Annotated in this window: 19 protein-coding genes; 9 read left to right on the top strand and 10 right to left on the bottom strand. The window is 53.0% G+C overall.

Translation table 11 applies throughout. The annotated features are described in order from the left end of the window. Positions 1–93: 93 nt before the first annotated feature. From FZ041_RS05590 to tet(W), 3 genes are read right to left on the bottom strand one after another with little or no spacing between them, the layout of a single operon-like run. On the bottom strand, positions 94–1167 hold the full coding sequence (locus FZ041_RS05590) for a recombinase family protein (protein ID WP_255449267.1): 1074 nt from the start codon (positions 1165–1167) through the stop codon (positions 94–96). After that, positions 1154–1849 carry a class I SAM-dependent methyltransferase gene (locus FZ041_RS05585; RefSeq protein ID WP_087415375.1) on the bottom strand — a complete coding sequence of 232 codons (696 nt, stop codon included), beginning with the start codon at positions 1847–1849 and terminating at the stop codon, positions 1154–1156. The genes FZ041_RS05590 and FZ041_RS05585 overlap by 14 nt, the downstream gene beginning before the upstream one ends. A gap of 50 nt (positions 1850–1899) precedes the next feature. After that, the gene (tet(W), locus tag FZ041_RS05580; RefSeq protein WP_002586627.1) at positions 1900–3819 is read right to left on the bottom strand and encodes a tetracycline resistance ribosomal protection protein Tet(W); all 1920 of its coding nucleotides are present in this window, start codon (positions 3817–3819) and stop codon (positions 1900–1902) included. A gap of 956 nt (positions 3820–4775) precedes the next feature. Here tet(W) and FZ041_RS05570 point away from each other — a divergent pair. Further along, entirely contained in the window at positions 4776–5060 is a 285-nt protein-coding gene (locus tag FZ041_RS05570; protein WP_075441934.1) for a LysM peptidoglycan-binding domain-containing protein, read from the top strand. 47 nt (positions 5061–5107) lie between these two features. Here the strand turns inward: FZ041_RS05570 and FZ041_RS05565 are convergent, their stop codons facing one another. The 4 genes from FZ041_RS05565 to cooS are packed head-to-tail and all read right to left on the bottom strand — an operon-like array spanning position 5108 to position 9725. Beyond that, positions 5108–5881, bottom strand: coding sequence for an ABC transporter ATP-binding protein (locus tag FZ041_RS05565; RefSeq protein ID WP_149188850.1), 774 nt, complete (start codon positions 5879–5881; stop codon positions 5108–5110). After that, positions 5878–6642, bottom strand: a complete 765-nt coding sequence (locus tag FZ041_RS05560; protein WP_075441938.1) for an ABC transporter permease — start codon at positions 6640–6642, stop codon at positions 5878–5880. The genes FZ041_RS05565 and FZ041_RS05560 overlap by 4 nt, the downstream gene beginning before the upstream one ends. Positions 6643–6670: 28 nt before the next feature. Then, positions 6671–7621, bottom strand: a complete 951-nt coding sequence (locus FZ041_RS05555) for an ABC transporter substrate-binding protein (RefSeq protein WP_149188849.1) — start codon at positions 7619–7621, stop codon at positions 6671–6673. A 25-nt stretch (positions 7622–7646) separates the two neighbouring features. Continuing rightward, complete coding sequence (cooS, locus tag FZ041_RS05550) at positions 7647–9725, bottom strand: anaerobic carbon-monoxide dehydrogenase catalytic subunit (protein ID WP_149188848.1); 2079 nt, start codon at positions 9723–9725, stop codon at positions 7647–7649. Between the two features lie 260 nt (positions 9726–9985). On the opposite strand from cooS, the gene FZ041_RS05545 reads away from it, so the two are divergent. Together FZ041_RS05545 and FZ041_RS05540 are read left to right on the top strand one after the other, a co-directional pair. After that, positions 9986–11380, top strand: a complete 1395-nt coding sequence (locus FZ041_RS05545; RefSeq protein WP_149188847.1) for a GntP family permease — start codon at positions 9986–9988, stop codon at positions 11378–11380. A gap of 12 nt (positions 11381–11392) precedes the next feature. Beyond that, the gene (locus tag FZ041_RS05540) at positions 11393–12532 is read left to right on the top strand and encodes a glycerate kinase family protein (RefSeq protein ID WP_149188846.1); all 1140 of its coding nucleotides are present in this window, start codon (positions 11393–11395) and stop codon (positions 12530–12532) included. A gap of 149 nt (positions 12533–12681) precedes the next feature. On the opposite strand, the gene fba is transcribed toward FZ041_RS05540, so the two are convergent. From fba to uraA, 3 genes are all read right to left on the bottom strand, one after another. Then, a complete protein-coding gene (fba, locus tag FZ041_RS05535; protein WP_074514112.1) occupies positions 12682–13674 on the bottom strand; it encodes a class II fructose-1,6-bisphosphate aldolase in 993 nt (330 codons plus the stop codon). Positions 13675–13824: 150 nt separating this feature from the next. Next, positions 13825–14703, bottom strand: a complete 879-nt coding sequence (locus FZ041_RS05530; RefSeq protein WP_149188845.1) for an RluA family pseudouridine synthase — start codon at positions 14701–14703, stop codon at positions 13825–13827. Positions 14704–14707: 4 nt separating this feature from the next. Then, entirely contained in the window at positions 14708–15961 is a 1254-nt protein-coding gene (gene uraA / locus FZ041_RS05525; RefSeq protein WP_149188844.1) for a uracil permease, read from the bottom strand. Between the two features lie 335 nt (positions 15962–16296). On the opposite strand from uraA, the gene FZ041_RS05520 reads away from it, so the two are divergent. From FZ041_RS05520 to FZ041_RS05495, 6 genes are all read left to right on the top strand, one after another. Continuing rightward, positions 16297–17526, top strand: coding sequence for an aspartate kinase (locus FZ041_RS05520; protein WP_149188843.1), 1230 nt, complete (start codon positions 16297–16299; stop codon positions 17524–17526). A gap of 264 nt (positions 17527–17790) precedes the next feature. Further along, positions 17791–19035, top strand: a complete 1245-nt coding sequence (locus tag FZ041_RS05515) for an aminotransferase class I/II-fold pyridoxal phosphate-dependent enzyme (protein ID WP_149188842.1) — start codon at positions 17791–17793, stop codon at positions 19033–19035. A gap of 185 nt (positions 19036–19220) precedes the next feature. Next, positions 19221–19847, top strand: a complete 627-nt coding sequence (locus FZ041_RS05510; protein WP_075441958.1) for a DUF47 domain-containing protein — start codon at positions 19221–19223, stop codon at positions 19845–19847. Further along, positions 19840–20838: an inorganic phosphate transporter gene (locus FZ041_RS05505; RefSeq protein WP_149188841.1), complete on the top strand. Its 999-nt coding sequence runs from the start codon at positions 19840–19842 to the stop codon at positions 20836–20838. The genes FZ041_RS05510 and FZ041_RS05505 overlap by 8 nt, the downstream gene beginning before the upstream one ends. A gap of 98 nt (positions 20839–20936) precedes the next feature. Further along, positions 20937–22568 (top strand): nucleoside kinase, encoded by a 1632-nt coding sequence (locus tag FZ041_RS05500; RefSeq protein ID WP_149188840.1) that lies wholly within the window; start codon positions 20937–20939, stop codon positions 22566–22568. Positions 22569–22900: 332 nt separating this feature from the next. Next, the gene (locus FZ041_RS05495; protein WP_149188839.1) at positions 22901–24250 is read left to right on the top strand and encodes an ATP-binding protein; all 1350 of its coding nucleotides are present in this window, start codon (positions 22901–22903) and stop codon (positions 24248–24250) included. The last annotated feature ends 20 nt before the right edge of the window (positions 24251–24270 follow it).

The following is a 24270-nucleotide window of genomic DNA, read 5'->3' as shown; positions in this document are numbered from 1 at the left end:
CTATTATATCATATTCCGATTTTCTTCATCAAAAATACGGCAGAGAATCCTGCGTTTCCTCTTGGATTCTCTGCCGTAATCCTTTTTTCCTGCTTATGCTCTGATTTCCGTCCCGTCCTTGAAGGTCACCCGGATATCGTCTTTGCTGTACACTGTGATGAAATCCACCAGGCTGCCCCACAGCCGGGCATCGAACTCCTTAATGAGATCCTGATTCCTAAGCTCCTTGATGAAGCTGTCCATCTGACGGCTCCGGGCCTTGCGATACTGGATGGCTTCACAGGTCTTGTCGTACTGCGTCTTCGCTGCTTCATACCGACTGACCAGTTCGTTGTAGTTCCGGTCATAATCATCCTGGTTCTGCGCGACCCTGGCGTTCTCGGCTATGAGCTGCTGTATCTTGTCGGCCAGCAGGTTCAAATCTGTGCTTATCCTGTCCCGCTCCTCTTCCAAGTCTTCTGTGTCAGTGAGCCGTTCCTTCAGCAGTGTGATGCTGTCAAGTACGTCCGCTTTGTTTTCGATGAGCTGATTGACGGCCCGGACGAAGGCTTCCTTGATATCATCCTCTGTCAGATGTGGTGTCTTGCAATGGCTCTTGAACTTATCGTTGCATCGGTAGATGGTTCTGCGGTACTTGTCGGTCGAATGCCAGACCTTGGCCCCGTACCAGCCTCCGCACTGGCCGCACTTGATTTTGCTGGAGAAGATGGATACGCCGCTGTAACGTCCCCTGCCTTCACGCCGCCGCTTGATTTCTTCCTGTACCCAGTCGAAGACCTGCGGGCTGATGATGGCTTCGTGGTTATTTTCCACATAGTACTGCGGCACTTCCCCTTCATTCGCTTTCGTTTCTTTGGTCAGGAAGTTGACGGTGAACCGCTTCTGCAGCAGGGCATCGCCCTTGTATTTCTCATTTGTCAGGATGCTCTCTACCGTCCCCGGATACCAGCGTTTCTTTCTTGCCGGAGTTTCCAGCCCTCTGGAAGTCAGCTCCCTGGCAATGGAGTGGAAGGTATACCCGTCCAGGAACAAGCGGTAAATCAGTTTCACCGTCTTGGCCTGTTCCCGGTTGACGACCAGATTCCCGTCCGGTCCCCGGTCATAGCCAAGGAAATGGCCGAACGGCACACACACCTTCCCGTCAGCGAATCGCTTAACATTCTTCATAAAATCCATCAATGACAAATCCAGCTCTAAAACAAAGGTTAAAAATATCTTGTATGGAACGATGATAATAAATCTGCTCTTTCGGTTGCCCTTCAATCGCTATATCATAGTAACTGTGCGGTGTCATATATTTTTCAGTCAACGTGACAAAACAAGGGTGTTGCGTTGCAAAGACAAAAATTCCGCTTTCCTGCAACAGTTCATAAACAGCCATAAGAAGTGGTTCAATATCCGTAATATCCATAATTGCCATATTAGAAACTGCTTTCGTAAAGGCTCGATTTCTTTTTAATTCTAATATACTTTTTCTATCGGTCGCATCCGCCACACAAAATTCAATTTGTTTTGCATATTGTGATTGCCGTCTTTTAGCCAATTCTATCATTTTTTTGCTGTAATCAAAAGCGACAACCGAAGCGCCTCTTTGTGCAAGATACGAAGAATAATTTCCATTGCCACACGCAATATCCAAAATGTAATCCGCAGGATTAGGAGATAGAAGTTCCGTTACTTTGGGACGCACTACCTCTCTGTGAAATTCATTAGATTCGTCACCCATTGCATTATCCCAAAATTGTGCGTTCTCCTCCCAGATTTTTTTACTTTCCTCTGTTCCCATGTTCTCTCCCACTCCCCAAATTTGCTTTTTTGCTTCCATTAAATCTTCCTTACTATATTCCATTGTTACCCTCCATAACTTCTGATTGTTGCCGTCTTGACGATTATGTATCTTTACATTACCTTCTGAAACATATGGCGCACCTTGTCCAGGCGGCTGTTTGGACGGCGGGGCTGGATGACCGGCTGACCGACAGCGGCCTGATATCCTTTCAGCTCTGTAAGGCATACGCTCCGCCCGTTGGTGTAAAAGGCCAGATCAGTACGGTATGCCTGTATACAGCGGGCGGGAATCTCGCCAGTAAAGACAACTTCATCCTTTTTTACCTGGGCCGTTTCGATGGTGGCACAGTATTTCGGTGCATCATGATAAGCCCTGGAAAGGTATTCCTGGGGCGCATAGAGGATGAAGGAGAGATAAGGTTCCAGCAGCTGCGTCCCCGATTCCTTCAATGCCTGTTCCAATACAATCGGGGCCAATGAGCGGAAGTCCGCCGGCGTGCTGACCGGACTGTAATAAAGCCCGTATTCAAAGCAAATCTTACAGTCCGTTACGTTCCAGCCGAACAAGCCCTGCTCCAGCCCGTAACGGATACCATCCCTGACAGCGTTTTGAAAACTCTGGTTCAAGTATCCCAGCGAAACCCGGCTCTCGTATTGTACACCGGAGCCAAGCGAGAGTGGTGTAACAGACAGTCCTATGGATGCCCAAAACGGGTTGGGCGGCACCTCGATATGGATGGTGTGGCTGGCTGCTTTGAGCGGCCGCTCCATATAAATGACGGAGGGTTCCTTTACCACTGTTTCAAGCTTGTATTTTTCCGACAGCAAAGCGGAAACAACCTCCAACTGCACCCGGCCCAAAAAAGAAAGAATGATCTCATGGGTGATGGAATCCACTTCGCAACGCAAAAGCGGGTCAGTATCCGCAAGTTGCGTAAGAGCGTCCAGCAGCCGTTCTCTTTGCGCTGCCGTTTTCGGCGCAATCGTCGTCCGCAGCATGGGGAGGGGGTCCTCGCGCCACCTTTTACGAGGGAGCCGGGTTTGGTCCCCTAATACATCGTTTAACCTCACGCTGTCGCTGGGAAGGATAACAATTTCACCCTGATAAGCGGTGTCTGTCCGAACAATTTCCCCTTTGGATGGAATACGCATCTCTGTGATTTTCAGCTTTTCTCTCCCGGCCAGGGCCACCGTATCCCGCAGGCGCAGCGTTCCGCTGTATAACCGTAGATAGACACGCCGCTGGCCGCAATCGGTGTACTCAACCTTGAAAACGCTGCCGCATAGGGCGGCGCCCCCCTGTTCCCCAATCGGTTGGAACAGCCCTGTCACCGCATCCATCAACGGTTGAATGCCAAGGCCATTTTTGGCGCTGCCATGATAGACTGGGAACAGGGAGGCGTCTTGAACCCGCTGCTGTTCCTCCCGCGCAAGTTTTTCCCGGCTGATTGGTTCTCCTGCGATATACTTTTCCAATAATTCATCGTTATTTTCGATGACCGCATCCCATGCTTCTATGTCGGTATTTTCCTCCAGGACTATTTCCGGGGACAGCGACACCGTCTGCTTGATGATAATATCGGCGGAGAGCTTATCCCGAACAGACTGAACCACGCTCTGCAAATCAACGCCAGCCTGGTCGATCTTGTTGATAAAGATAACGGTGGGAATGTTCATTTTCCGCAGGGCATGGAACAGAATACGGGTCTGGGCCTGCACGCCATCTTTAGCGGAGATCACCAAGATGGCCCCATCTAAAACAGCCAAAGAGCGGTACACCTCCGCCAAAAAATCCATGTGGCCGGGCGTATCCACAATGTTAACTTTACATCTGTGCCACTGGAAGGAAGTGACTGCCGCTTGAATGGTAATCCCACGCTGCCGCTCCAAAAACATGGTGTCCGTCCTCGTTGTCCCTTTTTCGACGCTCCCCGGTTCTGAAATGGCTCCGCTGGCATATAGCAGGCTCTCCGTCAAGGTCGTCTTTCCAGCGTCTACATGGGCAAGAATTCCAATATTGATTATTTTCATGTGATTGTCCTCCCTTTACAGCCCCAAAGGGCATAAAAATCCCCAGCAGTAAAATACTTTTACCACTGGGGATTATAAGTTGCGGACATACACATATACAGCATACACCTGTTTGTGATTGCTGTTTTTGGGGATATGTCAAAATTGATAAGGCAAAAGTATTCTTAAATTGGGTACAAAAAACTAAGCCCCTACAAAAGGAGCTATCATAATCCTTTGTTCCCACTATTTGATTATAGTTTTATTTAAGAATACCTTGCCGCATATTTTTTACTCCTTTTCTGGATTAAATCATTGTATCACATCAGTTTTAGGAAAGCAAGTACCTAAAAGAAATTTTTCTTCCCCTTATATGTAACAATCATACCGGCTTCCTAGCGTTCAGAATGTTTTCTGCTGTCTGCTGTGGTGTTTGGTTGGAATTGTCCAACCAAAAGCCGATCCGTGGTGTTGTCTGCATTTTACTAAATACAAATTCAATGTATACAGAAAGATATAAGGAGTGGGAGGGATTCCGCCGTAGTTGGCATTGTAGGAAAATCCAAAAGTTTAGATTTTCCCACAATGCTTATCTTTTGGTCTTTGGTTCGGAATAGTGTAGTGCTGGCGGTCTATCTCTTGTTTTCGGTTGCTTGCTTCCTTACCGTACATGAGCATTCGCGGCGGGCATGAATGCGCATGTGCCCAAACCCTTCAGCAACGAGAAGCTCTATGCGGCCATCTGCGAGGTGCTGAAACGCTGACGAAACTATGCCAAAAAGTGCGTTAAGCCCTTTGTTTATGCGGCTTAACGCATATCTGAAAAAAATCTGTAAAAAAGTGTTTCTTTTTGCGGAAAACCTATTGCCAAGGGCCGCAAAAAGGAATATAATCAAGTCACAAATCAAGGATGTTCACAAAAGAAATCCAGTTCATTTGCACTAATATTTTTATAGGTTTTACAGGAGGAACCCAAAATGAAGAGGGCGTTGGTCATTCTTATGGCTGTCGTGTTCGCTGGATTCACCAGCATGGATTGTGAGGCAGCTGCAAAAAACTACGAATTAGTCGAAACGGTGTATACGGTGGAGCAGGGCGATACATTAAATGGCATCGCTGAGACCTATATGGCGAAAAACGACTATGGCCCGCGTGAGATCCGTGAGTTCACCTCGGGAATCAAGGAGCTCAACGACTGGCTCCTGCAGCGCGATATCAAGGCTGGCGACGAGCTGCATATCAACTATTGGGTAAAGAAATAAAGGATAAAACAAATCCCTGGCACGGTTGGACGTGCCGGGGATTTTTCTCATATATAGTATTCGGTCCTGTCTTCGGGCTTCAGGGAGAACTCGGCAAATACGTGGTCGCGGATGCGCAGGAAGTCTGGGCTCGTGCGGTCGCGCTGGCCGTGTAGGTCCACGGGGATGATGGTCTTGATGCGGCCGGGATTCGGCGTCATGATGACGATGCGGTCGGCCAGGACCACGGCTTCGTCGATATCGTGGGTCACGAAGATGATGGTCTTATGCTGGCTGCGGTTGATGGCAGAAATCTCATCCTGCAGTTTCATGCGCGTCAGGGCATCGAGGGCTGCAAAGGGCTCGTCCATGAAGATGATTTCGGGGTCGACGGCTAAGGCCCGGGCGATGGCGACCCGCTGCTGCATGCCGCCGGAGAGTTCAGCCGGATGGCTTTGGGAAAACTCCTTGAGCCCGACGAGCTCGAGGTATTTCTGGGCGATTTCCTGACGCTTGGCCGCCGGCACAGACAGGCTCTCCAGGCCCAGCTCCACATTCTTTTCGACGGTGCGCCAGGGCAGCAGGCCGTAGTTTTGGAAGATCGTCACATGCTTGACCGATGGCTTCGTCACCGGGGTGCCGCCTATGGTGATGGAGCCTTCTGAAACCTTGTCAAAGCCTGCCAGGATGTTTAAGAGCGTGCTCTTGCCGCAGCCGGAGGGGCCCAGCAGGCAGATGAACTCGCCGCGGTCGATCTTGAGATTTACCTGGTCCAGGGCGCGGAATGCTTGCTTCTTTTTCTGATAGGTCCGCGATACGTTTTGGATGTCGATATAGCTCATGCGTTGCTCCTTTCCGGGATGCCCCAACGGCGGTAGATGCGTTTTTCCAGCCAAGTGATGCTGCTGTCCAGCAGGAGGCCCAGTACACCAATGGTGATGATGGCTGTCATCAGGAGGTCGGCCCGCAGGTTGTTGCGGGCATCGATGATAAGAAAGCCAAGGCCTGACTGTGTGCCGACCATTTCGCCGGCGACGAGGAATACCCAGGCGGTGCCGAGGGCCAGATGCAGCCCTGTGGCAATGCGGGGGAAGATGGCGGGAAAGATGATTTTCGTCAGGATTTGGGGCTGGCCGATACCAAAGTTCTGGGCAACCTTCAGGTAAACGGGCTCAATGCCTGCAACGGCGGCTACGGTTGAGAGCAGCACGGGGAAAAAGGCGGCGAGGAAAATAATGACGAGCGATGGCATATCGCCGATGCCAAAGACGAGCACGATGAAGGGCAGCCAGGCAACGGGGGATATGGGGCGCAGCACCTGGGCGATGGGATTGAGGAAGGCCCAGATGCTTTGATACCAGCCGAGGATCAGGCCCAGGGCCATGGCCAGCACCACTGAGGTGGTGTAGCCCAGCAGGAAACGGTAGAGGCTCGTGCCGATGTCCTTCAGCAATACGCCGTCGGCGAGGATTTCGGCAAAACCATGTACCGTTTGAGCGGGGGTGGGGAAGAGGGCTTCGTTCCAGCCGCCCAGCCAGGCGATGGACTGCCAGCTGATGAGTACCAGGAGCAGAGCTCCGCTGAGATGGATCGCAGGTTTCATAGAGTCACAGCCTTTCGGGATAACAGATTCATTCGTACAAACGGGAATCGACAAACTCTTCGTAGCCCGGCGCCTTGGTCAGCAGGTGGCTGGCCTCCATGCGGGTGATAAGCTCCTCATAGGAGGCGCGTGGGATGGAAAGGTTGTCGTAGGAAATCCATTGGAGGGAGAGGTCAAGGATCTTATCCTTGGCCTTGAGGTATTTCAGCGCAATGGTCTTCTGCGCTTCGGGATGCCCGGTAAGATAGCTGCCTGCTTGCTTGTACTGCTGGACAAACTGGCGGGCCAGCTCGTGGTTGGCCGCTAAGAAATCCCCATTGAAGACCAAAAGGCAGCAGATGCTGTCGGGCCAGAGCTCCTGCGCTGGGAGGAGTTCGTGGCCATTGCCAAGTACCACGGATTTAGCGCCAAAGGGCTCGGCCACGCAGTAGCCGGCAATCTGCTTCGTCGCAAGGGCAGCGGGCATCTCGGGCGGTGACATTTCGACGACGGTCAGATCGCTTTCGCTAAGGCCATTTTGGGCGAGCAGCTGGTCAAGTAGCAGTTTATGCGAGGACTGCTTGTGCGGGATGGCAAAGACCTTGCCCGCAAGGTCTGCGGGCTTTTCGATATCGTTGCTGACGATTATGGCATTGCCGTCGCGATGGCCAAGGGCGGCGGCCTTTACGTCAATGCCCTGTTCTTTGGCCTTGACGGCCAGCTCTGCCAGTACCGAGGCGCCGTCGACTTTGCCCGTGTTCAAGGCATCCATGAGCTCGGGCCAGGAGCCGTATTTTATGAGCTCGATTTTTATGGGGCCATCCGCCGTTTGCATTTCCTTAGCCGCAAATAAGGGGAGGGCATGCGTTATCGGCAGGTAAGCGATGCGGATGGTTTTAATGCCATCCTTTTCGGCCTGCGGTGCAGCAGGTGACTGGCCACAGCCAGCAGCCGCCAATAGTGTCAGCAGGATGGTCAGGATAAACAGGATTCGTTTCATAGGCAGTCTCCTTTCACTGGCTAGCTTAGTCCCAGCCAAGTTTTTGCCGCTGGGCTTCGATGTCAGCGACAATCTGCGCAGCTAGTGCTTTAGGGTCGGTATTGACATGCATGACGGCGCCAAGGGTGGCTTTCGTATCGTGCTTCAGGAAGCGTTCGACGTTGACAGAGCCCTGAACCGGCGGCTCTACGCAGTGATAGGAGTCAATGCCAAAGAGCCGGAAGGCCAGCGAGGCGTCAAGTCCTTTTTCGTTGGACCATTCGGGGCTGGCAAAGGCATAAGGCATGTCCTTGATATCCTTTTGGCTGGCAGATGCAATGCCGCCAAATACCGTCGAAGCGCGCGTGTTGTCGATGCATTCGCCCATATGCCAGACGGGCGGCAGTTCGTGGGCGGACAGAAACTCCTGCAGGGACTTGCCGGCTTTTGCGGCGCCAGCCTTGCTGCAGAAGCCGAGCTTTAAGAGCGGGAAGGACGCGCAGCCATTGGTGAAAATCAAGATGTTGTTCTTGAGCAATTCCTCGGCCACATCGACGGTGGCTCGTTCATAGACGACGCGGGGATTGCTGCAGCCGACCATGTTGACGATGCCGCGAATCGTTCCCGTCTCCAAGGCACGTGCGAGCGCATGATAGCCAGGGAATTGCTCGGCGATGTTTTCGGCCGTAAAGCCGACATCTGCAGTGACCTCGTAAGCGGGGATGAATACCGGCACATCCCGGCGGGTGGCAAAGCTTTCGATGGCGCGGCTGACAATTTTGCGGGCGAGCTTTTCGGTGTCGCCGATATTGGTGTGATGATGATCGTAGGCATAGTGCTCAGCACCTGGCAGCCGCGCGGAATCGCTGGTGGTCACCACCGTGGTCTTGAAGCATTTGGCAACGTCCATGATGGATGGGAAGACATCCTGCACATCGGCGACCCAGAGATCAAGGGCGCCGGTGCCGAGTACGAGCTCGGCACCGACCGCATTCGAAAGCGGGATGACGCCCTCGTAGCGGTACATCGCCGACAGGCAGGAGCAGCAGATGCCGTAGAACTGGATGCCTTTGGCGCCGTGCTTTTTGGCCAGCTCGATGAATTCCTGCGTGTGGCCGATGCGCACGATTTCGCTGACAAGCGTCGGCAGGTGGCCGTGGACGGCGATGTTGACATAGCCTTTTTTGAGAGCGCCGATGTTGACCTTGGAGGTGGCGCGATGGCCCGTGCCAAACATGGCATCGGTGCCGATGTTGGAGGCGACGACCCCTGTAAAGCAGAAGGCCAGGCCGCAGCGCAGGAACTGCTTCATGATGCTCTGCCAGTCGCCGTCGGTGCCGACGCCGGTGCGATGATAGGCATCAAAGACTTCGTTATAGGCGCTGATGGGCAGGATATCCAAATCCTGCCAGACTTTCTGCCGCTCGGCCGGGGCCAGGGCCTTGATGGTTTCATAGTCATCGGGCAGAGCCCGGGAGAGGTCCGCCAGCAGTACATCGGCGAGCTTGCCCGCCAGACGCTTGGCGCTTTGGCCACGCGTTTCGATGCCGAAAGCCTTGCAGACTGCGCGCATTTTCTTTTCGCCGAGCAAGGGAAGATTGAGCTTGCCTTCGGCAATGAATTTCAGTGATAAGAGAATCTCCCGGGCATGGACGCCATGCTGGGCCACGCCTGCGGCAGCGCTGCGCAAAAGATTGCGGGCGACGATGAGGTCGGCATCGGCACCACAGACGCCGCGCGGGCTTTTTGGCGTAATCTTACAAGGGCCCATGTTGCAGATCTTGCAGCAGACACCACCAAGGCCAAAGGAACACTGCGGCTTCTGCTGGTCAAAGCGGTCAAACACCGTATCGTGGCCGAGCTGCTCCAGGCGCAGCATCATCTCACGCACCGCAGGGTCCGGCGTCTGCTCCAGCACATCCTGCTTGGAGGCAAAGGTCTTGCGGTATTCGGCAACAGCCTTCATATAGTCGTTGATACCGCCATGTACATGGGGATGATTCGGGTCATGGTCATGCGTATGCCAGTCGGCATGTTCATGGACGGTATCGTACTCGTGCGGATGGTTGTGCGGATGGTTGTGCGGATGGTTGTGTGGATGCTGGTGATGATGATTCGTTGACATGTTGACCGCTCCTTTTGACATTTGACATTTGACGGTTGACAATAGATTATAACAAAAGTAAACATATAGAATAAGTATGAATAAAGGAATTGCTTTATATATTACTGTAAATATGTAAACTTGTCAACAAAACATACAAAAAATATTGGAAAACTAAATGCACTGACCAGCCAATGGGGGCAGGAAATCTGCTTAGTATGCAGAAGTAGTATCCCGTAAGGAAAAGGGGAGCCATTTTTCCATTCAAAGGAGGTCTTAGTATGACTGGTATTTCCTTGTTTGTCGTCTTTGCTTTGGCAATCGTCGTGATGATTGTGGCAATCTCGAAGTTCAACATCCATCCGTTCTTATCGTTGATGGGGACATCGTTATTGCTGGCAATCGTCGTGCAACTGCCGTTAGCGAAAATTCCAGGTATTATCGGCGCTGGTTTTTCAGGAACGTTTTCCAGTATCGGTATCGTAATCATCCTTGGTGCTTTGATTGGACTTATTTTGGAGCGAACCGGTGCAGCTATTCGCCTCGCGGATGTGGTGATTCGCTGCGTCGGGGAAAAGCATCCTGAACTTGCGATTATGTTGATGGGTTGGATTGTATCGATTCCGGTATTCTGTGATAGTGGCTTTGTTATCCTGAATCCAATTCGGAAGGCGCTCTGCAAGAAGTTGCAGCAGGTATCGCCAGTAGCTATGGCAGTAGCCCTGTCAAGCGGCCTTTATGTGGCGCATGTCTTTATTCCGCCGACGCCGGGACCAATTGCGGCAGCAGGTTCTTTGGGACTGGCTGATAATCTGGCTGCGGTTATCCTGATGGGCGTTGTCGTGTCGATTCCGGCCTTGCTCGCTGGCTATGTTTTTGTCCGCTATATCAGCGGTCAGAATATCCCGTCTGCAGAAAGTGATACAGAACAGGGGGCAGAGGAGACTGCCAAGAGCTATGATGAACTCGTGGCAGAATATGGAAAACTTCCTGGGGCTTGGGCCTCGTTTGCGCCGATTGTCATGCCAATCGTATTCATGGCGTTGGGATCGCTGGTTAGTATGATGAAATTGGCAGGGCCAATAGCGGAGCTTTTGAAGTTCCTCGGTACGCCAATCATTGCGCTCGCGATTGGTGTTCTCTTTGCTGTTTTGCTGCTCAGCTCCACGCAAAAGCTTGGCCAGTTCCGTGCCATTACCGAGGAGGCACTGAAGACAGTAGGTCCGATCCTTTTCATAACGGCAGCTGGCGGTGTACTGGGGAAAGTCATTACGGCAGCAGGCTTTGTGGAATTCATGAAAGAAAATGCAGCTTTCCTGGCTACGGTAGGGATTTTCTTCCCGTTCATCATTTCGGCAATCCTCAAGACAGCACAGGGCTCGTCGACGGTGGCCATCACTACTACGGCGGGAATCCTCGGTATGTTTTCGGATTCGGCCTCGATGATGTCTGCGTTGGGGCTTAACACGGAAATGGCAGCCCTGCTGACAGTCATGGCAATTGGTGCTGGTGCGATGACTGTATCGCATGCAAATGACAGTTATTTCTGGGTAGTCACGAATTTCAGCGGGATGGAGCCGCAGGCTGGCTATCGCACGCAGACGATGATGACGCTGGTGGTTGGAGTCGTTTCGATGCTTGCCATTTGGCTGTTGTCGCTTATTTTGCTTGGATAAGGAGATTATTTGATGGAACATATTGTCATTGCCATTGATTCGTTCAAGGGGAGCCTGTCGTCGCTGGCGGCCGGGCAGGTGGCCAGCGATGCGGTGCGGGCGGTCTTTCCGCAGGCGCGGGTGGAGATATTCCCGCTGGCTGATGGCGGCGAGGGAACGGTGGATACGCTGGTCGAGGGTCTGCAGGGGCAGATCGTGCCCGCTGTGGTGACAGGGCCGCTGAAATCACCGGTTAGGAGCCGCTATGGGGTCGTAGCGGAAAGAAAGCTTGCCGTCATTGAGATGGCTGATGCCGCAGGCCTGCCGATGGTGCCGGTGGAAAAGCGCAATCCCCTGCAGACGACGACCTACGGGCTCGGCGAGCTTATCCTGCAGGCAATCGATGCAGGCTGCCGGGAGTTCATCATCGGGATTGGCGGCAGTGCGACCAATGATTGCGGATTGGGGATGCTTACGGCATTAGGCTGGAAATTCCTCAAGGGTGATGGCACAGCTGCCGGTATCTGCGGCGGTAATCTATCGGAGGTGGCAGCTATCGACGGGAGCCAGGCCGATGTGCGGCTTAAAGAATGCCGGTTCCGCATCGCCTGTGATGTGACCAATCCGCTTTATGGCCCTAATGGCTGCTCGGCGATATTTGGCCCGCAGAAGGGGGCGACGCCCGAGATTGTCAAGGCGATGGATGAGTCCATCCATCGCTTTGCCGACTTGGCCGAAAAAGAGCTGGGGAACGTGGGGGCGGCGGTGCCAGGTGCTGGAGCCGCTGGTGGCTTGGGCTTTGCTTTCCGGACATTCTTAGGCGGCGAGCTCACGCCGGGGACGGAACTCTGCCTCGAAGCTATCGGCATCCGCCAGGCCCTGGAAAAAGCCGACCTGCTGGTTACCGGCGAGGGCCGCATGGACCGGCAGACAGCGATGGGCAAGGGGCCCGCAGGCGTCGCTCAATTGGCGCACAGGCTGAATCCGAAGATAAAGACGGTGGCCGTTTGCGGCTGTGCCCTTCCCGATGCCGAGCTCGTCAACCAGCATGGCATCGACGCCTATTTTCCCATCCTGCACATGCCCATGACGGCAGAGGAGGCCATGGAAGAAAAAAATACCCGTCTGAACCTCAAGCAGACGGTGATGCAGATCCTGCGGCTGCTGAAATGAAAAATGACATCTGACCAGTCAAAGCTAGACAGGTCAGATGTCATGGGGACAAATAGCAAAAACAAATAGTAAAAAAGAGACCTGCAAACAAGTCCCAGGGAACTTGTCTGCAGGTCTCTGCGCGTTTTGATTAAGCGGCCCGCAACAAATTATTTGTTGATGAGCGCAAGGATTTCCGGTGCACGGCCGTCGGAACCGAGAACCTCTTTGATCTTGTGCTCAACGAGCTCTTTGATGTAGGAGCGGCCATCAGCAACGTACTGACGCGGATCGAAGTGCTCCGGATGAGCCATGAAGTGCTCGCGGATACCAGCCGTGAGAGCCAGACGCAGGTCGGAGTCGATGTTGATTTTGCAAACTGCGGATTTAGCAGCCTTGCGGAGCTGATCCTCAGGAATACCAACAGCATCGTCGAGTTTGCCGCCGTTGTCGTTGATGATTTTGACGTACTTCGGAATAACGGAAGAAGCACCATGGAGAACGATCGGGAACTCAGGAATCTTCTTCTCGATTTCAGCCAGGATGTCGAAACGGAGCTCAGGCGGTACGAGAACGCCATCAGCATTGCGCGTGCACTGCTCCGGTTTGAATTTGAATGCGCCATGGGACGTACCGATAGCGATTGCGAGGGAGTCAACGCCAGTCTCTTTGACGAATTCCTCAACCTCTTCCGGCTGCGTGTAAGCTGCCTCGTGAGCAGCAACCTTTACATCATCCTCGATACCAGCAAGTTTGCCGAGCTCAGCCTCAACGCAAACGCCATGCTCATGAGCGTAAGCAACAACTTCCTGCGTGCGTTTGATGTTCTCTTTGAAATCATAGTGAGAACCATCGAACATGACAGACGTGAAACCGTCATCGATGCAAGCTTTGCAAGTCTCGAAGTCTGCGCCGTGGTCGAGGTGCAGAGCAACAGGGATATCGTTGACCTCCAGAGCAGCCTCAACGAGGTGACGGAGATACGGGCCCTTTGCATATTTACGAGCGCCAGCGGAAGCCTGAAGGATAACCGGGGAATTCAGCTCAGCAGCTGCTTCCGTGATACCCTGAACGATTTCCATGTTGTTGACGTTGAAAGCACCGATAGCGTAGCCGCCCTCATAAGCTTTCTTGAACATTTCTTTAGTACCGACTAATGGCATTTTTCATTACCCCCTAAGTAATTTGTTCATGAAATGAACTTGAACTAGACTCATTATATCATAGAAAAGAGTTATGGTGTATAGTCCGCTGGTAAATTTTTGAAAATTCTTCAAAACTGATACGAAGCAATAGCAACCCTTAGATATTGCTTATAAAGTCGAAACAATCCGTTGCATGTCGGCAGGCAGCGGCGCCTCAAGGGAGATGGCCTGGCCGGTCATCGGATGCGTAAAGCTCAGCCGGCAGGCATGCAGGGCCTGCCGGTCTATGCGTTCGCGCGTGCCGCCGTAGAGATCGTCGCCGAGGAGCGGATGGCCGAGGTGGGCCATATGGACACGGATCTGGTGCGTGCGGCCGGTTTCAAGCGTCAGATGCACGAGGGAAAGCTCGTGATTGGTGCGGATGGTTTCGTAATGGGTGCGGGCGGACTGCCCGTCGGGCGCAACCTTGCGCAGGATGATGCTGGGCAGGGCGCGGGCAATCGAGGCGTCGACCGTACCTGCTGGCGGCGTGAGCTCGCCGGGGATCAGCGCCAGGTATTCGCGGTGGAAGGTCTTGACGCCCTTGGGGGAGAGCTTGTACTGGATCTGCGGCTGCTTGGCAATCAGCACGAGGCCGCTCGTCTCGCGGTCGAGACGGTGGACGGGATGATAGGCATGGGCTTCGCCCTGCTGCTCATAATGGAAGAGAACGGCGTTGGCAAGGGTGCCGTGTGCTTCCTGCGTCGTCGGGTGGACGAGCTGGCCGGCGGGCTTGTTGATGACGAGCAGCCAGTCGTCTTCGTAGCGGATGTCCAGCGGCAGGTCTTCGGCCGTGATATTGCTGGGCCGAAGGATGTCGTAGGTCACGATGTCGCCGGTCTTGAGCTCTGTGCGCGCCGCATTGACGAGCTCACCATTGACGCGGAAGGTGCCCGAGTGCTTGATGCGCTTCCAAATGGTATTGGATATGCCTTGGTTTTGCGCTAAAAAAGCTCTGGCGGGCATAGACGCCAGAGCTTCGGGAAGCGCCACTTCGATGCGTGGCATATTCTTAGCTGAGCTTTTCGCCGCGCATCGAGGCGATGAGGCGGAAAGCGATGGACAGGATGATGGCTACGACCGTTGCCAGGCTCATGCCCTTGAGCGCTATCGTGCCGATCGTGATGCTGGCCGTCGAGACGCCCAGGCCCAGGACGATGGAGGTCAGCATGAGGTTGATGGGCTTGTTGTAGTCGATCTTGCTCTCGACGAGCACGCGGATACCCGAAGCGGCAATGACGCCGAACAACAGCATCGATACACCGCCCATGACCGGCGTCGGGATGCTCTGGATGATGGCAGCCAGCTTGCCGAAGCAGGAGAGGACGATGGCGAAGACTGCGGCGCCGCCGATGACCCAGGTGGAAAATACTTTGGAGATGGCCAGGACGCCGATGTTTTCGCCGTAGGTCGTGTTCGGCGTCGAGCCGAAGAAACCGGAAATGATGGTGGAGATACCGTTGCCGAGGATTGACCGGTCAAGTCCCGGGTCCTTCGTCAGGTCAGAACCGACGATATTGCCTGTGACAATCAGATGACCGACATGCTCAGCGATGACGACAAGCGCTGCTGGCAGGATGATGCAGATGGCATCGAAGTTGAAGACCGGCGTGTAGATGGTCGGCAGTGCAAACCACGGGGCGTTCTCGACGAGCGTCCAGTCGACCATGCCGCAGAAGGCAGCGAGGATGTAGCCGCCGACAACGCCGAGGAGAATCGGGATGATGGCGAGGAACCCGCGGAAGGCTACCGAGGCAAAGACCGTGATGGCAAGCGTCGCAAGCGATACGAAAATCGTCGTGCCATCAGCCGGTTTGTCGCCCGTAAGGCCAGCCATTGCAGCTGCCGTCGGCATGAGCTCAAGGCCGATGACGGCGACGATAGCGCCCATGGCTGCCGGCGGGAAGATGATGTCAATCCACTTGGTGCCAACCGCGCGGACGAGCAGGCCGACGAGACAGAAGACGATGCCGACGGCGATAAAGCCGCCAAGCGCTGCCTCGTAGCTGTACTGGCCCAGTACCAGGAAGACCGGGGAGAGGAAGGCAAAGCTCGAGCCGAGGTAAGCCGGGATGCGGCCCTTGCAGAGCACGAGATAGAGGATGGTGCCGATACCGTTGAAGAGCAGTACCGTCGCCGGATTGACCTTGAAGAGGATCGGGACCAGCACCGTCGAGCCGAACATGGCAAACAGATGCTGCAGGGAAAGCGGGATAGTCTCGAGAAGCGGCAGCTTCTCGTCCACGCCGATGGAACGATTACGCAAGTGAAAACACTCCTTCTTTACTTATAAAACGAATTATGCCTAAAACAATCTATCATATTATGGGACGTATGTCCACTTTTTCGCCGCAGGAAAAAATCAGACCTGGCGGCGTTCGTTTTAGCATTTTGCATGCAAAAACAAGCAAAACACGAGCTGAATGTAACAGTATATCCCGGTTCTGTTTCTTGCAAGTGAACAATTTTACATAAATTTGCGTTTTTCGGTAGACATGTGATTTTTTTTCCTGTATAATATGTTTCGATTAAAAGATAAATAAAACAAGACCGTGGTTACTTTGTTAAGGATGACTGCGTGTTGTGTTTAGGGGGAGAATCATGGCACTTATTGTAAAGAAGTTCGGTGGCAGTTCTGTGGCTACCACGGAAAAGATCATGAATGTTGCCAAGAGAGTTCTCGGCGAGAAGCAGCCGGGAGATCAGATTGTCATGGTCGTATCGGCGATGGGCGATACGACGGATGACCTCATTGCTTTGGCAGAAGGCATCAACAAGAATCCGTATCAGTACACGCGTGAGATGGATATGCTGCTGACGACTGGCGAGCAGCAGTCGATTGCCCTGCTGGCGATGGCGTTCAAGACACTGGGTCATCCGGCTGTGTCGCTTACCGGCCCGATGGCTGGCATGAAGACGAACTCCGTGCATACGAAAGGCCGCATTGTGGATATCACGCCGGAGCGTGTGCATCAGGAGCTCGCTAAGGGCAATATCGTGGTCGTTGCCGGTTTCCAGGGTGCCAATGAGCTCGGCGATCCGGTGACGCTCGGCCGTGGCGGTTCCGATACCTCGGCAGTTGCCTTGGCCGGTGCCTTGAAGGCGGATACCTGCGAGATCTTCACCGATGTCGATGGCGTCTACTCGGCTGACCCGCGCATCGTCAAGGGCGCCCGCAAGATGAAGGAAATCACCTACAACGAGATGCTGGAGATGGCACGCCTGGGTGCGGGCGTCATGCAGCCGCGTTCGGTGGAGATGGGTGAGTATTTCCATATCCCCATCCATGTCCGTTCGACATTCACGACTACGCCAGGCACAATCATTAGGGAGGATTATACGATGGAAGATAAAGATTTTGTTATCCGGGGCGTTGCCCATGACGAGAAGGTTGCCAAGATTGCCGTGCTCGGTATCCCGAATACGCCGGGCATCGCGCATGAGATTTTCTCGGCGCTCGCAGATGCCAACATCGATGTCGATATGATCGTCCAGAGCATCCGCAACATCGAGAAGAATGTCACGGACATGGTCTTCACGGTGGCTGCCAGCGATCTGGCTGAGGCCAAGAAGGTCGTCGATGGCGTAGCGGACAAGCTCAGTGCCGTCGCCGTTCTCATCGAGGAGGATGTCGCCAAGGTATCCATCGTCGGTGCTGGCATGCTCGGCAATCCGGGGACGGCTGCGCGCATGTTTGGTGCGCTCTCCCAGGCTGGCATCAACATCGATATCATCAGCACGTCGGAGATCAGCATTTCGTGTCTTGTCAAGGGCTCGCAGCTCAAAGAGGCGGTCAATGCGATCCATGATGAGTTCTTTCCGGTGAAATAAGGAATCTGTGCTCTGTGCATGCCAGCAGTCCCTGCTGGTATGGCAGAGCCTTTTTATGCCCGTTTTGACTTGTCAGATGACCGGTCAAGGTTTGACAAGTCAAGGGGGCGGGTAAAAATATTGTATACATACAGCTGTGCGGGTAGACAGGACAGCAAAGAACAGTTATTATAGTATTTGTACGAATTATAGTGCTTATTGCGAAAACAGCAGGGCAACTATGGTATGACGAAAGCTTTATGATTTGAAAGGGGAACTATTCCGATGACGACGAGTATGGCAGCTACTCATGCTGCAAGCAAGAGACTGAAAGATGCGATCTTTGGTGCCAGCGCAGCCTGCGCTGAGGCCGCGAAGAAACACGGCGCTGACAAGGTTACCAATGCTACGATGGGCGTCATGATGGATGATGAAGGGAAACTGGCCAGCATCCCGACGATGGAGCGCGTTTTCCGTTCCCTTTCGGTTGAGGATTATGTGCGCTATGCACCGATTCCGGGTCTGCCGGACTATCTCGAGGCAGTCATCGACCTGACCTTTGCGGACCAGAAGCCCGAGGGCTATACGGCAGCGATCGCCACGGCTGGCGGCACGGGTGCTATCCATCACGCCGTTGCCAACTATGCCGAGCGCGGCGACAAGGTGCTGACTTCGGACTGGTTCTGGGGCACCTATAACGTCATCTGCAACGAGTGCGGCTGCCAGCTCACCAACTATGCCCTGTTCGATGAGAACAACAACTTTAACATCGCTGCCTACACGGCCAAGGTCGATGAGATCATGAAGACCCAGGACAGCCTGCTGGTCATCATCAATACCCCGGCCCACAACCCGACGGGCTTCAGCCTGACGGAAGAGGATTGGGACAAGGTCCTTGACCTCACGAAGAAATACGCCGCCCAGGGCAAGAAGATGAGCATCCTCGTCGATATCGCCTACATCGATTATGCCGGCGAGAAGAATGAGACCCGCAAGTTCATGAAGAAGTTCGGCAACCTGCCGGCCAACATCTTCGTCATGTTCGCGTTCTCGATGTCGAAGGGCTACACGGCCTATGGCCAGCGCACGGGCGCTCTCGTCGCCGTATCCTCCAGCGAGGAAGTCATCACGGAATTCAAGGAAATCAACAAGTACACGAGCCGTGCGACCTGGTCCAACATCAACCGCGGTGCCATGACGCTCCTGGCAAAGATTTCCGCCGACAAGGAGACGCTGGCGCAGTTCGAAAAGGAGCGCGACGAGTTCTACCAGATGATCCAGGAGCGCGGCATGCTGTTCATGAAGGAAGCCAAGGAGTGCGGACTCAACGCGCTGCCGTACAAAGGCGGTTTCTTCCTCTCCGTGCCGGCCAAGGATCCGCAGGCAGTCTGCGACAAGCTCCACGATGACCTGATCTTCGCTGTGCCGCTCAAGATGGGCGTCCGCATCGCTGCATGCTCGGTATCGGCAGCCAAGATGAAGGGCATTGCGGCCAAAGTCCTCAAGGCGCTCAAGGCCGTTGAAGGCTGATCGGCTGATAACAAAATGTTTTTAACGAAATAAAATATTTTCGAAAACCAATTCCTTCTATTAAGTGGAAGGAATTGGTTTTTTTGTGCGATAATAGTGAAATTATTAGTTGAATCGCAGGGGGAATGATGATATAGTTAGACATGTGTATGTGATATTTCGTTCGGGGGAGGACTCAGAACAGTATGTTTAAATTCAAAAAGAAAGACAGCGAATTCTTTGACCTGTTCGTCGAAAGTGCGAATTATTTTTACAAGGGCGCGCTCATGATGGATGAGGTCATGCTGGATTACAGCAAGGCGGTCGACAAGGTAAAGGAGATCAATGATCTGGAGCATGAGGCTGATAAGGTCAACGACAAGATCATCGATAAGCTCAACCTGACCTTCATCACACCAATCGATCGCGAAGACATTTATGCACTGGCAAACGGCCTTGATGATGGCGTGGATTACCTTCAGGGAACCTTGCAGCGCATTGTGATGTATCGTACCGGCAAGGCCATGAGCGGTGCTGTCGCCATGACCAAGCTGCTGATTGAGGCGACGGAGCAGACGATCCGTGCGTTTACCTTGCTCAAGGATATCCGCAAGAATCAGGCTGAGATCCTCGACGCGACCCACAAAATCGCTCAAATCGAGAGCGAGGGCGACCGCGTTTACCGTCACGAGATAGCATACCTCTTTGACAAAGAAAAAGATCCGATCGAGCTCATCAAATGGAAAGATATCCTCGAAAAGCTCGAGGATACACTGGATCACTGTGAGAAAATGTCTGACATGATCCGGGGAGTGGTAATGAAATATGCATGAAGTACAGTGGCTTATTTTCACAGTTATAGCGCTGGCTTTGCTGTTTGATTTCATCAACGGTTTCCATGATACAGCCAACGCGATAGCGACCGCGGTTTCTACGCGGGCGCTGCATCCGAGCTATGCCATCATGATGGCGGCGGTACTGAACTTCCTTGGGGCCATGTACAGTACGGGTGTAGCGAAGACCATCGGTACCGATATCGTCAAATCCGCGCAGCATGTCGATGAACATATCATTGTCGCCGCGCTGGTCGGTGCGGTGCTTTGGAACATCATCACGTGGTATTTTGCTGTGCCGTCGAGCTCCTCGCATGCGCTGGTTGGCGGTATTATCGGTGCCGTTCTCGTATCGGTTGGTACGGATGGACTGAATTTCGGTGGTATCGGCAAGATTATCCTGTCCCTGATCGGTTCACCGATTCTCGGTATCGTGTCGGGCTGCCTGGTGATGACGCTTTTGTTCCGGCTCTTTGGGCGGTTCAGCCCGTCGGCCATCAATCATCGCTTCAAGAAGATGCAGGTCTTATCGGCGGCCATGATGGCATTCTCGCATGGCTCCAACGATGCGCAGAAGTCGATGGGTATCATCACGCTGGCCTTGCTTTCGGGCGGCTATATTGATGTATTCGAAGTCCCGACCTATGTCAAGGTCCTGGCGGCGACGGCAATGGCCTGTGGTACGGCAGTTGGCGGCTGGCGCATCATCAAGACGATTGGCGGCAAGATTTTCAAGCTCGAGCCGATTTCGGGCTTTGCGGCCGACCTCAACTCGTCGACGGTCATCTTTACGGCAACGCTTCTGCATCTGCCGGTCAGCACGACGCATGTCGTATCGGGCTCGATCATGGGTGTCGGCACGGCCAAGCGCGTCAATGCCGTCCGCTGGGGCGTCGCCCAGCAGATGGTCATGGCCTGGGTCCTCACGATTCCGTGCACGGCTATGATGGGCGCTGTTGCTTATCTGGGCGTCTGTGCCATCTTTAAATGATAGAATTTTATCAGTCGTAGTGTTACAATGATAGTAACACTACGGCTTTTTTTTACCAATGATTCCAGCTGTTTGCCCGCAAGATGGGAGGGATGGAGATGCGAGTAGTTCCAGGACTTACGCTTATCGAAATGGCCAGGCAGGCCCAACCAGATTTTTCGAGCCGCATCGTAGCAGCGAAGCTAGATGGGCAAATCCATGATTTGCAGAACGACATCACCGGGGTGCGCGATGTGGAGTTCATCGTGCTTGACAGCAAGACGGGCTGGCAGGTCTATCAGCGCAGCGTCCTGTTCCTGCTGATTACGGCGGTGCATGAGCTCTATCCGCAGGCGGAGGTCGTCACGCAGTTTACGGCAAATAAAGGACTTTTCTGCGAGGTGCGCCAGCTGGCCGAGGATTTGCGCACAGGCACCTATGTACAGCAAATCGAGCAGAAAATGCGCGCAATCGTGGCTGAGAACCGGCCCATCCGCAAGGAGTTCCTGCGCCGTGAAGAGGCGGTACAGCTATTTAGGGCTGTGCATCAAGAGGAAAAAGCTGCACTGATTGCAACGCTTGCGCGGCCGGTGGTCAGCCTGTACCGCTGCGGCAGTTTTTACGATTACCTATATGGCCCGATGCTGGCTGCGACAGGGGAGCTCGGAAAGTTCGCGCTCGACTTCGAGCCGCCAGGCATCCTGCTGCGGCTGCCGGATGAAGAGACGGCGGGCAAGATCCGTGAGCGGGTGCCCCAGCCAAAACTCAGCCAGATTCTCTCTGAGGCCAAAAGCTGGGCCAAGATCCTGCACTGCAATTATGTCATGGACCTCAACCGGGCCAATCGCGACGGGCAGATCGGCGAGGTCATCCGCGTTTCCGAGGCGCTGCAGGAAAAGCGCATTGCCGGGATTGCCGACTACATCGCCCAGCATCGCGGCGGGGCGCGCCTCGTGCTGATTGCCGGACCGTCTTCGTCGGGCAAGACATCGTTTGCGCAGCGGCTGCGCATCCAGCTGCGGGTAAACGGGCTTGAGCCGGTGTCGATATCGATCGATGATTATTTCCGGGCCCGTGAGGAAACACCGCGCAACGAAAAGGGAGAGTACGATTTCGAGTGCCTGGAGGCGCTCGATACAGAGCTCTTCAATCAGCATATGGTCGACCTGCTGGCCGGCAAGCCCGTGCAGCTGCCGCGCTATAATTTCCTGACAGGCCTGCGGGAATGGCCGCAGCAGCCGCCGCTGCAGGTGACGCCCGACCAGCCCATCATTATCGAGGGCATCCACGGGCTCAACGAAAAACTCAGTGCCGCCGTCCCGCGGTCACAGAAATACAAGATTTACATCAGCGCCCTGACCCAGCTCAACATCGACGCCCATAACCGCATCCCGACAACCGATGCCCGCCTTCTGCGCCGCCTGGTCCGCGACTATCAGACGCGCGGCGCCTATGCCTTAAAGACCCTCAAGCAATGGCCCAGCGTGCGGGCCGGAGAGGAAAAGAACATCTTCCCATACCAGGAAGAAGCCGACGTTATGTTCAACTCGGCACTCATCTACGAACTCGGCGTGCTAAAGAAATACGCCGAGCCGCTCTTAGAAACGATATCGCCCGCCGTACCCGAATACGCCGAAGCCCGCCGCCTGCTCGACTTCTGTGCGTACTTTGACGACATCACCGCCGAGGACGAGATTCCGAACAATTCCTTGTTGCGGGAATTTATTGGGAAATCGGTGTTCTTTAAGTGAAAGAATAAAAATATCTTCAAGGAAAAAGAATTGGTCGAGGAAGTGGTGGTTGCAAAAATTGCAATACCCACACAGCATGAAACTTTTTATCTTAGGGCGGCATACAGAGGAGTGGAGATTTCTGCTTTAAAAACAGACGTTTCCACTCCTTTTTGTGTATGGTTTGCGACTGCGAGGAAGCTAATGAAAGAATACTATCTAAAAAAGATGAAATCGGCTTGTAGGCTAAAATTGTGATATAATGTATGCGATGACCGTTATTTTTGTGATAGTTGACCTGTAACTGTTCATAAAAATGTGATAAACAGACATATGTTATGGAGAATTTTGTGATGGATAGATTGAGAAGAAAAATAGATGACCGATTAGTGCAGTGGTCTAAAGAGTCTGATCGGCTGCCCTTGATTGTTAAGGGAGCACGTCAGATTGGTAAGACGGAAGCAATCAAAAATTTTGCGGCAGCAAATTATGAGAATGTGATTGAGATAAATTTTGTTTTACAAAAGGAGTATCGGACTATCTTTGCGGATGGCTACGAGGTGGACAAGATTATCCAGAATATTACATTTTTGAACCCCTCTTTGCAGGTAGAGGCTGGCACAACCCTTATTTTTTTTGATGAGCTTCAAGCTTGTCCTGCCTGTGCGACTTGTCTCAAGTCGTTTAAGCTGGATGGAAGATATGATGTTATTTGTTCGGGATCGCTCATGGGGATCAGTTATCGGGAGATCGAATCCAATAGTGTGGGTTACAAGGAAGATATTACGATGTATCCATTAGATTTCGAAGAATATTTATGGGCAAAAGGGTATAAACAGGAACAGATTGATGTTTTATATCAGCATATGGTGGCGCTGAGTCCGTTATCTAGCGCTGCGATGACTGCGTTGCGTGACGCTTTTCGGGAATATCTGGTTCTTGGAGGGATGCCGGCGGTGATCTGGTCATTTATACAGAAAGGAAACTATAGTGGCGCGTTGAATCTTCAGAAACAACTGCTTTTGGATTATGAAGAAGATATCACAAAGTATGCGCAAGGGCTTGATCAGACAAAAATCCTGAATGTTTATCGTAAAATACCAGTATTTTTGGGCAAAGACAACAAAAAATTCCAAATCTCCAAGGTGGCTCATGGTGCGCGGAGCCGAGAATATGTTGGGGTAACTGATTGGCTGAATAATGCAGGTATTGTAAATATCTGTTATTGCCTGGAGCATCCGGAACTGCCGCTGAAAGGCAATTATGATCCAGATAATTATCGGATTTACTATGGGGATACGGGACTTCTGATTGCTGCATTGGACGATGAGGCACAGGAAGACTTACGTCAGAACAAGAATTTTGGCGTGTACAAAGGTGCGCTGTTCGAGAATGTGGTGGCTCAGATGCTTGTTGCGCAAGGTTATGGCCTGTATTTTTTCCGTAATCGGGCAGCAACACTGGAGATGGATTTCTTTATTCGCGATGCCGATTCGCTGATTCCAGTAGAAGTCAAGGCCAAGAATGGGGCAACAAAATCGTTGAATGCTCTGATTGCCCAAGAAGACTACCCGGATATCCGGCGGGGAATCAAGCTGGGAGATACGAATATTGGCAGTAATGAACGATTTGTAACATTTCCTTATGCACTTACCTTCTTGCTAAGGCGATGGATTATGCAACAAATAAAAGATAAGAATTAAAAAAGACATATTCTTTGCCC

Origin of the sequence: Pseudoselenomonas caprae, from assembly GCF_008271345.1 — a bacterium.
Classification (GTDB): Bacteria; Bacillota; Negativicutes; order Selenomonadales; family Selenomonadaceae; genus Selenomonas_A; species Selenomonas_A caprae.
This window is presented reverse-complemented; position numbering and strand designations above follow the sequence as displayed.